The 14,787-nt window shown below is 70.0% G+C and carries 13 protein-coding genes; 7 read left to right on the forward strand and 6 right to left on the reverse strand.

The genetic code is table 11. From position 1 onward, the window contains the following. Positions 1 to 201: 201 nt before the first annotated feature. Positions 202 to 1,842 carry an AMP-binding protein gene (locus tag QA802_RS37960; protein WP_334532720.1) on the reverse strand — a complete coding sequence of 547 codons (1,641 nt, stop codon included), beginning with the start codon at positions 1,840 to 1,842 and terminating at the stop codon, positions 202 to 204. Between the two features lie 371 nt (positions 1,843 to 2,213). On the opposite strand from QA802_RS37960, the gene QA802_RS37965 reads away from it, so the two are divergent. From QA802_RS37965 to QA802_RS37975, 3 genes are all read left to right on the forward strand, one after another. Beyond that, positions 2,214 to 3,869: a sensor histidine kinase gene (locus QA802_RS37965; protein WP_334532723.1), complete on the forward strand. Its 1,656-nt coding sequence runs from the start codon at positions 2,214 to 2,216 to the stop codon at positions 3,867 to 3,869. Continuing rightward, positions 3,866 to 4,504 carry a response regulator gene (locus tag QA802_RS37970; RefSeq protein ID WP_037692756.1) on the forward strand — a complete coding sequence of 213 codons (639 nt, stop codon included), beginning with the start codon at positions 3,866 to 3,868 and terminating at the stop codon, positions 4,502 to 4,504. The genes QA802_RS37965 and QA802_RS37970 overlap by 4 nt, the downstream gene beginning before the upstream one ends. A gap of 139 nt (positions 4,505 to 4,643) precedes the next feature. Then, positions 4,644 to 5,555, forward strand: a complete 912-nt coding sequence (locus QA802_RS37975) for an SDR family NAD(P)-dependent oxidoreductase (protein WP_334532725.1) — start codon at positions 4,644 to 4,646, stop codon at positions 5,553 to 5,555. A gap of 52 nt (positions 5,556 to 5,607) precedes the next feature. On the opposite strand, the gene QA802_RS37980 is transcribed toward QA802_RS37975, so the two are convergent. After that, positions 5,608 to 6,399, reverse strand: a complete 792-nt coding sequence (locus QA802_RS37980; RefSeq protein ID WP_319169086.1) for an IclR family transcriptional regulator domain-containing protein — start codon at positions 6,397 to 6,399, stop codon at positions 5,608 to 5,610. 246 nt (positions 6,400 to 6,645) lie between these two features. Here QA802_RS37980 and QA802_RS37985 point away from each other — a divergent pair, with 246 nt between their 5' ends. Continuing rightward, on the forward strand, positions 6,646 to 8,127 hold the full coding sequence (locus QA802_RS37985; protein ID WP_334532731.1) for an aldehyde dehydrogenase family protein: 1,482 nt from the start codon (positions 6,646 to 6,648) through the stop codon (positions 8,125 to 8,127). A 68-nt stretch (positions 8,128 to 8,195) separates the two neighbouring features. Here the strand turns inward: QA802_RS37985 and QA802_RS37990 are convergent, their stop codons facing one another. Further along, entirely contained in the window at positions 8,196 to 9,140 is a 945-nt protein-coding gene (locus QA802_RS37990; protein WP_334532733.1) for an NHL repeat-containing protein, read from the reverse strand. A 376-nt stretch (positions 9,141 to 9,516) separates the two neighbouring features. Here QA802_RS37990 and QA802_RS37995 point away from each other — a divergent pair, with 376 nt between their 5' ends. Then, positions 9,517 to 10,977 (forward strand): aldehyde dehydrogenase family protein, encoded by a 1,461-nt coding sequence (locus tag QA802_RS37995; RefSeq protein WP_334532736.1) that lies wholly within the window; start codon positions 9,517 to 9,519, stop codon positions 10,975 to 10,977. Positions 10,978 to 11,199: 222 nt separating this feature from the next. On the opposite strand, the gene QA802_RS38000 is transcribed toward QA802_RS37995, so the two are convergent. The 3 genes from QA802_RS38000 to QA802_RS38010 all read right to left on the reverse strand — a co-directional run bounded on the left by QA802_RS38000 (position 11,200) and on the right by QA802_RS38010 (position 13,254). Then, on the reverse strand, positions 11,200 to 12,165 hold the full coding sequence (locus QA802_RS38000) for a pirin family protein (protein WP_334532739.1): 966 nt from the start codon (positions 12,163 to 12,165) through the stop codon (positions 11,200 to 11,202). 104 nt (positions 12,166 to 12,269) lie between these two features. Further along, the gene (locus QA802_RS38005) at positions 12,270 to 12,764 is read right to left on the reverse strand and encodes a hypothetical protein (RefSeq protein WP_334532742.1); all 495 of its coding nucleotides are present in this window, start codon (positions 12,762 to 12,764) and stop codon (positions 12,270 to 12,272) included. A 28-nt stretch (positions 12,765 to 12,792) separates the two neighbouring features. Beyond that, a complete protein-coding gene (locus tag QA802_RS38010) occupies positions 12,793 to 13,254 on the reverse strand; it encodes an ATP-binding protein (RefSeq protein ID WP_334532745.1) in 462 nt (153 codons plus the stop codon). Positions 13,255 to 13,383: 129 nt separating this feature from the next. Here QA802_RS38010 and QA802_RS38015 point away from each other — a divergent pair, with 129 nt between their 5' ends. Both QA802_RS38015 and QA802_RS38020 read left to right on the forward strand, forming a co-directional pair. Further along, positions 13,384 to 13,614, forward strand: coding sequence for a DUF397 domain-containing protein (locus QA802_RS38015; protein ID WP_319169071.1), 231 nt, complete (start codon positions 13,384 to 13,386; stop codon positions 13,612 to 13,614). A gap of 220 nt (positions 13,615 to 13,834) precedes the next feature. Continuing rightward, complete coding sequence (locus QA802_RS38020) at positions 13,835 to 14,749, forward strand: helix-turn-helix domain-containing protein (RefSeq protein WP_334532750.1); 915 nt, start codon at positions 13,835 to 13,837, stop codon at positions 14,747 to 14,749. Positions 14,750 to 14,787 lie beyond the last annotated feature (38 nt).

Genomic DNA, 14,787 nt, shown 5'->3' on the forward strand with positions numbered 1-14,787 from the left:
GCAGCGGGGGCGCGATGGACACGCGGCCGCTTCGGCCCCGGACTTCCCGCAGTGAACGTGCTGTGCCGTGTCGCTGCCCAGGCGCCGGCGCCTCGTCGCGGCGCTCGTCACCGAGGACCCGGCGGTGGCCGAAGCCGCCGCGCGGGACCATGTGACCCATGCGGTGGAGGCACTGCTGACGCTGCTGCTCGCACCCGACTGTCACACTGCGTCGCCCGCGTCGGACTCCTGGACGGTCTTCTTGGCCCAGGCGACTTCGAGCTTGCCGGTGGGAGTTCGAGGCAGGACGTCCGTCAGGACCACGGAGCGCGGCACCTTGTAGCCGGCGAGGGTCTGCCGAGCCCAGTCGCGCAGCTCCTCCCCGGTGACGGTCGTGTCCGCCCGGACCGCCACGACGGCGGCGACCCGCTCGCCCCAGGTCTCGTCGGGGACGCCGACGACGACACAGTCGGTCACACCGGGATGGGAGAGCAGGGCATTCTCCACTTCCTGCGGGTGCACCTTCTCGCCGCCGGTGTTGATCACGCCCGAGCCGCGTCCGAGGAACCGGATCGCGCCGTCGGCCTCAAGACGGGCGAGGTCACCGGGGATGGCGTACCGGACACCTTCGATGGTGCGGAACGTCGTCGCGCTCTTCTCGGTGTCCTTGTAGTAACCGAGCGGCATGGGCCCGCAGTAGGCGAGTTTCCCGACGTCGTCACTGCCGGGTTCGACGAACCGGTCGTTGTATCCGATCACCCTCGTCGCGGGCACGGGGAAGAACCGGGCGGGCAGGTCTCGGAGGGAGGAAGTGATCGCGAAGGCGAAAGGCCCCCCTTCGCTCGAGGCGATGGCATCGATGACCGTGATCTCGGCTCGCTCGTGCAGTCGCCGCTTGAGCACGTCGCTGAGGGCTGTGCCGGAGCTGAGGACCGTGCGCACAGAGTGCAGAGCGTGCGGCGTCCCCGCCTGCTCCGCCCGCACGAGCTCGTCGGCGAGGGGCCGGCACACGGCGTTGCCCGCGACGATGACCGTGGCGACCCGCTGCTCGGCGACCGTGCGCCATACGTGCTCCGGGTCGAGCCCGCCCTGCCGCGCGGTGACCGCCCTGCCGCCCACCATCAAAGCGCCCATCGTGTTGAACAGTCCGGTGGCGTGCATCAGCGGCACGACGGGCATCGTGGTCGGCGCGCTGTCTTCGTGGTGCGCCCGGACCGCGATGGCGACGGCCTCGTCGAGCGTCGCCGGGAGCTCGGTGACACCGAGCGGATGGAAGATCGGGACCACCAGGGAGTGCAGCAGATCGCTCTGACGCCACACCACGGCCTTCGGCTTGCCGGTGGTCCCGCCGGTGTACATGAAGAGCCGGTCGGATCCGGGACGTGGCTGCGGCTCACGCGGTTCATGCGCCGCCAACAGTTCTTCCAGCTCGGGTACTTCGGGCCCGACCGGGCCGTCGGCAGGTTCGGCGCCGTCCCTCACGAGCAGCTTCAGCGTGCTCACATGGTCCGCGGCATGCGTGACCCGGGCGGCCAGGGCGCCGCTGAAGACGACCACTGCCGCGTCGGCGTCGGTCAGGAGTTCGGAGAGCTCCTCGCCGGTGTAGCGGTAGTTGGCGTTCACCGGTACGGCGCCGAGCTTGAAGGCGGCGAAGACCGTCTCCAGGTAGGTGGCGCCGTTGTACAGGTAGCAGGCCACGGTGTCGCCCTCGCCGACCCCGGCCTCTTCCATAGCGGTGGCCAGCCGTGACGCACGCTCGTCGAACTCACGGTAAGTGATCTCGCGCCCGGGCTCCGTGATGGCGACTGCATGGGGCAGCGAACGGCACACCGCTTCCCAGATCGTGCCGATGGACACGTCCACGTCTCGGACCTCCTCGTCCTGGATGGCGCACGAGGACCGCATGACCGAGCAGGCCGCTCGTGCGGCCCCGTGGACCTTCGCGGGAGTAGCGGTCCACGGGGCGCTCCCCCAACCTAGGCAGTCGCTCTCACCAGGGGGAACGCGAGTATTGACTTAACCTCATCGGCGCTTCGTCCCGACGGTGAACAGGTCGAATGACGTAGGACCGCCCCGGATCCCCCGGGCTACGATGCTGTGACCCCGCCGCGAGTCGCCTTGGTCCCCGGCCGGCCGAGCCTGCGGCGGCCGCACTCGGTTCCACAGCCGCGTCCGCCTGGCACAGCGGGCCTTCGAGGCAGGATCTTCGCACGTCGACGATGAGGAGGTCGGTCATGTCCGCGTCGCCGCTCGTGGGGTGGGACGAGGTCGCCGCCGCCGCGCCGGACGGCCTCGCCGTTCTGGACTGCGTGGGCCGGTTCGTACGGCTGAACCCGGCGGCCGCCGTGCTGCTCGAAGCGGACTCGGAGGGCGAACTGATCGGTGAGCCGTCCCCGTTCACGCCGACGGAGGGGGTCGGCGCATGCCGGGCCGGGCTGCTGGAAGCCCGATCGGACGAACAGGTGGCCCACTGGGAGCCCGCCTTCGGACCCCGCCGCGAGTTCGCCTACCGGACTCGCAGCCTGCCGAGCGATCCGAAGTTCGCGGTGGTGTCGTTCCGGGACGTCACCGACGAATGGCATCGGCAGCGCAGGATCGCGGCGATCGCCCAGACGTCGATCGCACTGGCCTCGGAGGGCTCGCTCGGCTCGACACTGGACGCTGTGGCCCGGCAGATCGTCCAGGCGGACGGCCTGGCCGGCGTGCAGATCCTCACCCTCGACAGCACCGGCCGAGAACTGAGGCTGATGGGTTCTGCGGGGCTGCGGCACTGGGACGGGTTCCTCGACCGTCTCCTGGAGTGCCGTGACCGGGGCGCCCGGCTGTGCATGCTGGACACCCTGAAGGAGCGCAAGCCGATCGTCGTGCCGCACCGATGGGCCCAGATCCTCGAGGATCCTGCCTGGGAACCGCTGCACGCGTATCTCGGGGAGCTGAACTGGGATTCCTTCGTCAGTGTGCCGTTGATGGCGCGTGGACGTCCCGAAGGGGTGCTGAACGCCTACTTCGCCCCCGGCCAGGAGATCGGCAGTCGGACACTGGAGTTCCTCGCCGCCATGGCCGAACAGGCGGCCCTCGCCGTCGACCACGCCATGCTGCTTCAGAGGGAGCGCGAGGGAGCCCGCCGCAACGAGCGTCAGCGGCTCGCCCGCGACCTGCACGACTCGATCGTGCAGCAGGTGTTCTCCATCGGCATGCAGGCCAACGCCGTGGGAGTGCTGGGTGCGCGGGACGAAGCGGTTCCCGCCGAAGCGGTCCGGAACTTCGCGGACGAGGTCGGGGCCCTCTCGCGAACCGTCCTCGCCGATCTCCGGGCCATGGTGCACGAACTGCGTCCGTCCTCCTCCCTCCGGCTCGGGCTGGAGGACGCGGTGACCACGCTCGTCAAGAGCACCGAGAACCGGACGGGTCTCGACATCCGATTGCTGTACGGGCAGGAAGTGGACGCGGTCGAACCGGACCTGGCCGAGGACATGTACCGGATCGTCGCCGAGGCCATCCACAACGTGGTCAAGCATGCGGAGGCCACCACCGTCACCATCCGCCTCGGCGTACGCGACCACACACTGACCGCCGTGATCCGTGATGACGGTTGCGGATTCGCGGACTCCGGCGGACGACGGGACGCACCGGACGGCGAAGGGGGCCGGAGGACCGGTTCCCCCCGGCACCACGGCTATGGACTGACGACCATGCGCGAAAGGGCGGAGCGATGGGGCGGCACCATGAGGATCAGATCAGGCGCGAGGAGCGGCACGACCGTACGGGTCGTCGTACCCCTTCCGGTACGAGTGCCCCAGGTGCCGCCCGCGGACTCGGAGCGCGGCCGGAACGCCCCGTCGGCAGTCCCGCTCACGAAGGCGGAGCACTCCGCCCGGTCCGGGTCCTGATCGTCGACGACCATGCCGTCGTACGCCGCGGGATCCGCGCCTATCTCGAGGTCCTGGACGACATGGAGGTGGCCGCGGAGGCCGCAGACGGTCAGGAGGCGCTCACCAGGCTGGACGCGATGGCCGCGCACCGGGAACTGCCGGACGTGGTGCTGATCGATCTGCTCATGCCCCGGATGGACGGGGCGACGGCGATCGGAGCGATCAAGCAGCGTCACCCCGGTGTCCGGGTCGTGGTGCTCACCAGCTTCGGCGAGATGGAACGCGTGCACGCGGCGCTCGCCCAGGGAGCCGCCGGCTACCTGCTCAAGGACGCCGAAGCGGGTGAGGTGGTAGCCGCGATCCGTGCGGCTGCCCGGGGCGAGGTCTTCCTCGACCCCGCGGTGGCCAGGGGACTCACCCAGGAGATCGTTTCGCCGCCGACCGGGCTGGCCTCGCTCACCGGCAGGGAACGCGACGTCCTCGTCCTGGTCGCCGAGGGGCGGTCGAACCAGCAGATCGCCGATGAGTTGGTGATCAGCGAGCGCACCGCACGCACCCACGTGAGCAACGTCCTGCGCAAGCTCCGGCTCACCTCCCGGACCCAGGCCGCGCTGCTCGCCGTACGGCAAGGGCTGGTGCCACCCAAGGGCTGACCGCTCCGCCGACCGCGACGGATGTCCCGGAGCGGACGGGACACACGTCGGCCGGAGATGCCGTCATCAGCGGGATCCTTACGGACCCCGGCGTTCCTACGCTCGGGAGACACCGTACCGACCAGCTCAGGAGGACATCATGCTCGACGGCAAAGCCGCCATTGTCACAGGTGCGGGCCGAGGTCTGGGACGTGCCTACGCCCGTGCCATGGCGGCGGCGGGTGCCTCCGTCGTGGTGAACGACCTGGACGCCGACGTGGCCGAGGAGACCGTCGATCTGATCACGGACGCGGGCGGAGCAGCTGTCGCCCATGTCGGGGCGGTCGGCGGTGCCGAGTTCGCCGACGGGCTGGTGCGGCGCGCGGTCGACGAGTTCGGCCGGCTCGACGTGATGGTCGCCAACGCCGGTGCACTGCGTGACAGGACCCTGCGCAACACCACCGACGACGACTTCGACCTCGTCGTCACCAGCCATCTGCGCGGTACGTTCACCTGCGGCCGTGCGGCGGCGGCCCACTTCCGGGAACAGGGCGAGGGCGGTCGGCTCATCCTGGTGGGATCACCGGCGGGGCAGCGCGCCAGCTTCGGCCAGACCGCGTACTCCGCCTCCAAGGGCGCGATCGTCGCGATGACACGCACCTGGGCACTCGAACTCGCGAAAATCGATGTCACCGTCAACGCCATCGTGCCCACCGCGTTGACCCGCATGGTGGCTGCCATGCCCCGGATAGGTGACCTCGTGGCGACGGTCGACGCCGGGGAGCCCGTTCCCGACGCCGTCCGGCGGCAGGGGCTGGGATCGCCGGACGACGTGGCGCCGGTCATCGTGTATCTGGCGTCGAAGGAGTCGGCCCACATCACCGGACAGGCCGTCGCGGCGGGGGGCGACCGGATCGCACTGTGGACGCACCCCGGTGAGATCGAGGAGCGGTTCCGGCCCGGCGGCTGGACCGCCGGATCCGTCGCGGAACTCTTCTCCGGCGCCTACGCGAACCAGCTTCAGGACTTCAGGCCCACACCCCTCGATCTGGCAGCTTTCGAGGAGTCGTGAGGCGCACGCTGCCCCTGCACGGCCCTCAAGCCCGTGCAGGGGCAGTGGCTTTTCAGGCCTGCGGCACCGTGGCGACGCGGGCGAAATCCGCGCTGATGTCTCCCGCCGTCTGCAACAGCGGTGGCAGATGCTTCTCGACAAGTTGCTCGACCGATGTCTCGGCCGCATGGCAGTTGACATTGAGCGCCGCGATGACCTGGCCGGAGCCGTCGCGCAGCGGGGCCGCGACCGACCGGATGCCGGGCGCCAACTGCTGGTCCGTCAACGCCCATCCGCGTGCTCGCACCTCGCGCAGGACCGCGTCTCGTTCACCGAGGTCGGGCTGCCAGCAGGGCGTCAGCCCCGAGCGCGAGGGCTCGGCGAGCACCTGCTTCAGCTCATCGGCCCGCAAGGCTGCCAGCAGTACCTTTCCCAGGGAGGTCTGCAGAGCCGGAAACCGCGTTCCGATCTGCACCGACAGGGTCACGAGCTTCGGGACAGCCACCCGGGCCACATAGACGATGTCCGATCCGTCCAGCTGAGCCACGGAACACGACTCGCCGGTTCGCTCCACAAGGTGCTCCATATGGGGCCGCGCGATGTCCCACAGGCCCATGGAGCGTACGTAGGCGACCCCGAGTTCGAGCACCCTGGGGGTCAGCGCGAACCCCGCCTCGCACGAGCGGACATAGCCCAGTTCCTCCAGGGTCAGCAGAATCCTGCGGGCGGTAGGCCTGGCGAGCCCGGTGGCGCCGGCGACCTGAGTCAGCGACATCTGTGGCTGCCCGGGCGGGAACGCGGCAATGACCTCGAGCCCTCGGGCCAGTGCCTCGATGAAATCCGGTCCTGCTCCCTGGCGTGGCACGCGACTCCTCGACTGCGGTCGAACGGTGGGTTCCCACAGTCAGCCTAACTCCTGTCCGCGCTGCGGACAGGAGTACAGGCGGGAGTTCCGCAGCCAAGGGGTTGACACCGGCAGGGCCCGAAGTGACGCTGACCTCAAGCTGTCCGCCAGACGGATGATTGTCCGACAGGCGGGATCGGCCCCTTCCTTCCCGCGCTTCCTGGTCATGGACGTCCTGCACGCACACCTGATCCTCTGGAGAGTCGCATGTCCGAAAGAACCCGAGCAACGCCGGCGCAGACCTGGGCGGCGCCTGTCCGTACCGGACTGCTCATCGACGGCAAGACCATGGAGACCGAAGACTGGACGGCCGTCCACGACCCTGCGGCCCCTGACCAGATCGTCGGTCATGCCGCAGCCGCCACCGTCGAGCAGGCCCGGGCGGCGGTAGCCGCCGCGGACGCGGCGTTCCCGAGCTGGGCGGCGATGCCCGCACGCCGGCGAGCGGAGATCATCGGCCAGGCGCTCACCCTGCTCGACGGCAGTGAGGCCCAGCGCGCGGCCCTGATGACGAGGGAGAACGGCAAGGTCGCCTTCGAGAGCCAGGTGGAGATGGGGGTCTTCGTCGCACGCACCCGGGCGGCGATCGACCTGGCCGACTCCCTCGACCAGGTACGACGCCTCGACGGCCCGCCGCTGACCTCGCACATCCATCGGCTCCCCACGGGCGTGGTCACGGTCATCGTGCCGTTCAACTGGCCGATCGCCATCCTCGGGGCGAGCCTGCCGTACGCGCTGCTCGCCGGGAACACGGCCGTGGTCAAGCCTCCGCCCACTGTGCCGCTGGCCATGGTGCGCACCCTGGAGCTGTTCGCCGCGGGGCTCCCGGCGGGGGTGCTGAACGTCGTGACGGGCAGCAACGACGCGGTCGCCCCACTGCTCACCGACCCTCGTGTCCGAAAGATCGTCTTCACCGGCAGCACGGCCGCCGGCAAACACATCATGGCCGCCGCCGCACAGAACCTCGCCTCGGTGACGCTCGAGCTCGGCGGCAACGACCCCGCGATCGTCCTCGACGACGCCGTACTCGACCAGGAGCACGTCGGACGGCTCGTCCAGGGCGCTTTCCTGACCAGCGGCCAGGTCTGCATGGCGGTCAAACGGGTGTACGTCCATCGCTCCCGCTACGACGAGCTCGTCGACGCGCTGTCCTCCGCCCTCGACACCCATCGCGTGGGCGCGGGAACCGATCCCGCCTCGACCATGGGGCCGCTCAACAGCGCCGCCCAGCGTGACAAGGTCACCGCCATGCTGGCCGAGGCGGCCGACGCCGGAGCAGAGGTGCGCGAACGGGGCGTCCTGGCCCCTGGCGCCGCTGCTTCCACGGGCCACTTCCTGCGTCCCGCACTCGTCCTCGACCCCGACCCCCGCCTGCGGATCGTCACCGAGGAGCAGTTCGGCCCCGCCCTGCCGATCCTGCCTTTCGACGACGTGGATTCCGTCGTGGACCGGGTCAACAACGACTGGTCGGGACTGTGCTCCTCGGTCTGGAGCGGCGATCTTGACCACGCGGGCAGGATTGCGGAAAGGCTGCGTACCGGCACCACCTGGATCAACCACGCCAACGCCGTCGCGTGCGACGACCGGGCTCCCTTCGGCGGCTTCCGCCAGAGCGGCATCGGACGGGAGATGGGTCCGGAGGGCCTGCTCTCCTTCACCGAAGCGCACACCGTCACGACGCACGGATAGAAACGGCGAGTACGGCTGTACCCCGCCCGCTTCGAGCGGACGGGGTACAGCCGTACTCCGGTCGTACGTCACACCAACGGCACGGACACCGCGTTGTAAGGGGTGTTCTCGTCCCGGTCCGGGGTGGTGAAGCGGGAGTTGGGAAGGTACAGCCGGCCCTTGTAGGCGGCGGCCGTGGTGGGCAGGTCGAAGCGGTCGTCCCTGATCACTCCGATCGCAGTGCCCCTGGTGCCCGACCGGTTGAGCCGGAGTACGTCCACCTGGTTGGAGTTGGGCTGGACCACGTAGAGGATGCGGCCGATGAGCACCAGTCCGTCGCCGCTGGGCAGCGTCGTGTCACCCAGGTCGACCTTGCGGGCCACGCCGGTGCGGGGGTTGACGCGCATCAGTGAACCGCCGTCCGCGGCCGCGTTGGTGACGAGCAGGGCGCTGCCGTCGGGGGTGAGCGAGATGCCGTTGGACGTGAAACCGGACTGCACCCAGTCACCGCTCAGTGTGAGGCTCTCCGGGGCGCCGATGCGGCCCCTCCTGCCCAGGGGCAGCTTGAACAGCTGTGCGCTGAACGACTCGGTGAACCAGGCGGCGTCACGGGTGAGCAGGACGTCGTTGACGAAACTGGTCTCTCCGGCGACCACGTGGTTGGCGAGCAACTCACCACTGTGGGCGTCGACGACCCGCAGTTCGCCACTGCCGCCGCCCGCCAGGAACAGCCGCCCCCAGGAGTCGGCCTTCAGCCCGACCGTCATGCGTCCCAGGCCGCGGTGGACCACCTTGCCCTTGCCGTTCGTGAGGTCCACCCGGTACACGCCGCCGGTGGCGATCGACCCGAAGTAGGCGTACGGCGCGGAGCCGATCGCGACTCCCTCCGGCCCCCACCCGTCGGGCAGGGAGAACTCCTTGGGCCAGGATCCGGCGGTGCCCGGGGCGGCCTGTGCCGTACCGCCGATCAGGGCCGTCGCCCCCAGTGCGATGCCCGCGCCGAGAATCTGCCTGCGTGCGAGAGAACTTGTCATCGATCGTCCTTCCACGGAAAACAGCACGGGCCGTGCCGTTCCGGCTGGTCGCCTGGAGTTAATTATTGAGAGTTCAAGTATGTGGGTACAGCGACGAATGTCCTGACTCTCCGACTTCCTTCGTCCCACCGGAGGGAAGCGGCCTGGTCGGTGCGAGCCCGGACCGTGAGGGCGGGCCACCCGACACCAGGCCGACCTGGCAAGGCCGAACGTCGCGCACGGGATACGTCATTCGTCCTTACTTCCAGCGCTCGCCTCCCGGCTCCCTGTCCAGGCCGTCACCGGTGGGCCATCATCCGAAAACCTGCCGGTCGCAGTGGCGCGACCGGCGTGAGTACGGTGACGGCTTCGCGCCGCACCGGGAAGGCGAGCGGGCATGAGCGTGCAGCGGCCGCACATCGAACCGGGCAGGCTGTTCATCGGCGGAGAGTGGCGGGACGCGGAGTCCAAGGCACGGCGCGACGTCATCGACCCCTCCACGGGCAAAGTCGTCACCACGGTCGCGGAGGCGGACGGGGCCGATCTCGCCGCCGCGGTGGCCGCTGCCCGTGTTGCGTTCGACGCGGGGCCGTGGCCCCGGACGCCGGCCCGCGAGCGCGCCCGTGTGCTGCATCGAGTGGCCGATCGGGTGCGGGAGAGGGCCGACGAGATCGCCGCCGTCGAGAGCCTCGACGTCGGCAAGCCCGTCTCACTCAGCCGTGCGGTCGACGTGGAGACCGTGGCCGAGACGTATGAGTACTATTCGGCGCTGGCGCAGGCCGTCGACGGGGCCACGCGGGAGATCCCCATCCCCTCCCACGCCTACACCCGTAGAGAGCCCATCGGTGTGGTAGGAGCCATCACCCCGTTCAACTTCCCGCTGATCCTGAGCACGTCGAAGCTCGCGCCGGCCCTGGCAGTGGGCAACACCATCGTCCACAAACCGGCCGACGAGGCACCCCTCAGCGCTTTGCTGATGGCGGAGATTCTCGCCGACGCCGGCGTACCCGCAGGTGTGGTGAACGTCGTCACCGGCAGCGGCCCCGTCCTCGGCGAGGCGCTGGTGCGTCATCCCGGCATCGACAAGATCGCCTTCACCGGGTCGACGCGGGTCGGCCGTCTGGCATCGAGCGCGGCCGGCGAAGGGCTCAAGCCGGTCACCATGGAGTTGGGTGGCAACGCGCCGCACATCGTCTTCGAGGACGCCGACGTCGGCAAGGCGATCGGCGCGATCATCAAGGGCTTCGTCTTCAACACCGGACAGTTCTGCATGGGCGGACCCCGGCTGCTGGTCCACCGGTCCCTGTACGACACGGTGTTGGGGATCCTTGCCGAAGCGGTTCCGGCGGTTCCCGTCGGCGACCCCTTCGACCCGGCCACCGTCGTCGGGCCGATGGCGGGCGTGCGGCATCTGGAGAACGTCGAGCGGTATGTGAGAGCGGCCGTCGACGACGGCGGCCGCATCGTCGTCGGTGGCGAGCGCATGGAACTCGACGGCGGCTACTACTACAAGCCCACGGTCATCGCCGGCCTGGACAACAACGCCCGCACCGTCCAGGAGGAGATCTTCGGCCCGGTCCTGACCGTCCAGCCCTTCGACACCGAGGACGAGGCGATCGCGCTGGCGAACAGCACGCCCTACGGACTGGCCGCCGGTCTCCAGACCTCCGACCTGGCGCGCGCGCACCGCGTCGCGGCACGACTGGACGCCGGCATCGTCTGGGTCAACGACTGGGCCATGCTCGACCCCGCCGTGCCTTTCGGCGGCGTCAAGCAGTCCGGCTACGGACGCGAATCCGGGCCGGAGGCTTTGCAGTCGTACACGAGAACCAAGTCGGTCGTCATCTCCCTCGCCTGAATTCGGGACGGGGTCCGCTTCCGGCACGCTGCCGCCGACAGCGGGCCCTTCCGGCCGTCCCGCACGGACCAGCAGACCCAGGAGCCGCCGGGTATCCCGCTGGTGCCCGTCTTCTCTCCGCCCGTCGAAGATGGGGCAGCCGAGTGAAAAGTCGGCATCAAGTCAGCGTCAGGCGGCGAGACGGTCCCTGAGGCCCGGGACACAGATTTAGATTCTCCCAGGTCAGCGCACTCTTCCGCGGGGTTTCAGCGGCACCGGGGGCAGCTCCGGGGCGGGCAGTGGCGCGCCGTCGTAGCCCTTCACCTCGCCGAATCGGGTACCCGTCGTCCAGTCGGCGCGTGCCTGCTCGATCTCCTCCTGGGAGCGGCCGACGAAGTTCCACCACATGACCAGCTCCTCCTCGAAGGGTTCGCCGCCGAGGAGCATCAGCCCGGCGTCGGACTCCGCGCGCAGCGGCAGTTCGGTGCGGCCGCAGCCGAGGTAGAGCAGGGAACCGGGGAGCACCGGGACGCCGTCGACGTGGACCTCGCCGGACATCGACAGCACGCCGTACTCGAACTCGGGCCGGAGTGGCAGCCGTACGTCCGCGCCGTGGGCGAGTGTGAGGTCGGCGCCCACGAGAGGGGTGTACGCCGTACCGGGCGAGAGGGCCCCGTCGAGGTCGCCGAGGAGCACGGTGGCGTGGAGGCCGGGGGCCGTGACCACGGGCAGGTCGGCGTGGTGCTCGAAGCGGGGGTCGGTGTGCCGGTGCGCGTCCGGCAGCGCCACCCACAGTTGGGCGCCGTGCAGATACCGGGCGTGTGAGCGCGGGCTCTCCTCGGAGTGGCTGATGGCGCGCCCCGAGGTCATCAGTCCGAGTTCCCGGGGCCGAATCGTCTGGAGGCTGCCGGTGGAGTCGCGGTGCAGCACCTCGCCCTCGTGCAGCCAGCTGACGGTCTGCAGACCCATGTGCGGGTGCGGCGGGACCTGCATGCCGGGTTCGTCGGCGATGTCGTCGGGGCCGTAGTGGTCGACGAAGGCCCAGGCGCCGATCATGCGCCGGCCCAGGTTGGGCAGCAGCCGCCGTACCTCCGTCGATCCGCCGAGCTGCACATGCCGTGGGCTCAGCAGCTCGCGGACGGGCTCGGCGACGACGAAGCCACGGCCGCCGCACACGCTCGGCTGGGGCGAGCGGTCAAGGTTGCTCATGCGGCCCAACCTAGCGGTCGGGTGCGCGGACGCGCAGCGGGGAAAGGGACGGGCGCACTCCGCAGGGCCTCCCGGGCGGCTCCGTGCTCCGCACTCCGGGCTTCTCAGTCGGTGAGGGCGGCCGCTAGTTCGGTGGTGGCCCGCAGCATCTCGGCGTCGGGGGCCGGCTCCCGCAGTAGTTGACGCAGGACGTCGCGCTGGGCGTGGACGGCGTGGCGGGCCTCGCGCTCCCACCCCACGTAGTCGTCGGGGTGGTGGTACAGCTTGGGATACGCGGCGGCGGTGGTCTCCCACTGCCGGGCGTCGGCGATGCTCTTGAGCAGGCGCAGTATCTCCACCCGGCAGGTGACCTGGGGGAGCCGGACGAGTTCCCAGAGGAAGGGCACCGTGGCCGCCGTCGCCTGGTCGACGACGAATCCGAACTGGCAGATACGCCGCCGAAGTTGGCCCAGTGCCGGGCCGGCGCTGTCGGCGTCGCCCCGGGCGAGTGTGGTGAGCAGGGAGGGGATGGCCGCGGCGGACCCGGTGGAGTCCTTGATGTCGGGCCACGGCACGTGTCCCAGGCCTGCGAGCGGGGTGGTTCTCTTCGTGGCAGTCATGTCAGAAGTCAGGATCGGGCGTCGGGGATCAGGAAACGGGGCGGGTCGGCAGCATGGCCCATACGGTCTTGCCCACGGGGAAGCGGCGGGTCCATCCCCAGTGCTCCGAGAGAGCATCGATCATGCGCAGTCCGCGGCCGTGCTCGAGGAGGTCGTCCATGGACTGCGGGCAGACGGGCAGGCTGTCACTCGGATCGGTGACGGCGCACACCAGGTGCGAGCGGCGCAGGGTGAGTCTGAGCCGCACCGGGAACTGGTCCGTCCCGGCGTGGGGGAGTGCGTGCAGGACCGCATTGGCGGCCAGTTCGGTGACGACGGTGATCGCGTCGTCGCCGCAATGGCCGAGGGACCAGCAGTCCAGCGTGCGGTGGGTGAAGTCGCGTGCCCGGGCGAATCCCTCCCCGCTGCCCGTGAGATGAAGGGCGGCGGTTCTGGGCACGTCGCGGACGGCGACGGACTCAGGACTCCGGAACTGCGCAGGTGATGGCACGGTGCATCTCCCTGAGATGACGTCAGAACGGGGCGCCGGAAGAGCGGTTGACGACAGGGCTATTATCCACGCTGACGATGTCCTCGTGCAATTTCACGGGAAATTGCGCACACAAGTGAGGAGAGTGCGATGCCGTCAGTGCGTAACGGAGTGCGGGCGAGCTCGCTGGGCGTTCGCTGGATCAAGAGCAGCCACAGCAACGCCGAGGGCAACTGTGTCGAGGTCGCGGCCCTCGACGGGGGAGGTGTCGCGCTGCGCAACTCCCGTGATCCCGACGGGCCCGCGCTGGTGTACACGCCGGCGGAGGTGGCCGCGTTCCTGGCCGGCGCCAAGGGCGGGGAGTTCGACCACCTGGCGTGAAGGCCGCGCGAAGACCGCGTGAAATTCTGCAGCGCGACGACTCGGGGCGCGGTGGACGAGGTGGAGCGGACGGAGGTGGAGCGGTCGAAGACGGCTCGGGGCGAGGCGGGCGGCGGGTCCGAAGGACTCGAAAGGGGCTCAATTCCTCTGCCGCGTGCGGCTGGAGGGCTTCGGATGCGATACTTTCGGTCTGTCGTCTGCCGGTCCACGGGGAGTCAGGATGTCTGTCGAGTCGCCTCGCGTCTCCCGCCTCGAACCGTATCTGAACCGGGCCGAGCCCGCCCCGACCTTGCTGAAAATGCTGGTCGGCGTGCAGCTTGCGGGCATCCGGGAAGACGCCGGGTTCTCCCAGGAGCAGGCCGCTCGTTCCCTCGGATTCAGCCCGGCGAAGTTGTCGCGCATCGAGGCCGGCAAGGGGCGCAGGCCGCCCGTCGAGGCCGACGTCCGTGCGCTCCTGTCGTTGTACGAGACCGAGGACCACGAGGCGTCCGTGCTGCTGCAACTGCTGCGGCAGGCGGGAGAGCCGGGCTGGTGGCAGCGGTACGACAAGCGGCTGATGCCCGAGTGGTTCGACCGGCTGGTGGGGCTGCAGGAAGCCGCCACGGCGATCCGCACCTTCGAGATCCAGTACGTGCCGGGTCTGTTCCAGACGCCCGCATACGCGCGCGCCGTCGTGCAGCGCGGACTGCCGTCGGCCACCTCGCGGGAGGTGGAGCGCCGGGTGGAGCTGCGGACCCGCCGCTCCGAACTGCTGCGGCGACCGGACGCCCCGCGGGTGTGGGCGATCCTCGACGAGTCGGTGCTGCTGCGGGTGCTGGGCAGCCGCGACGTGATGCGGGAGCAGCTCGCCCACCTGGTGGAGCTGGCCACGCTGCCCCAGGTCACCGTCCAGGTCGTGCCGTTGGACGTCACCCACGCCTCGGCGCCCGCCATACCGGTCACCTACCTGCGCTTCGGCGGCGCCGATCTGCCGGATGTCGTCTATCTGGAGCAGATCAGGAGCGCCACCTTCCTCGAGGACAGGGACGAGACGGAGGAGTACCGGGTCGCCCTGGACCGGCTGGCCGACGAGGCGCTGAACCCGCGTGACTCCGTCGCGCTGCTGGAGTCGACCGCGCGGCAGCGCTACGCCTGACCTGCGGCGGCCTCCCCGACGGCCGCCGCGTTCCGGGC

Source organism: Streptomyces sp. B21-105, assembly GCF_036898465.1.
GTDB lineage: Bacteria > Actinomycetota > Actinomycetes > Streptomycetales > Streptomycetaceae > Streptomyces.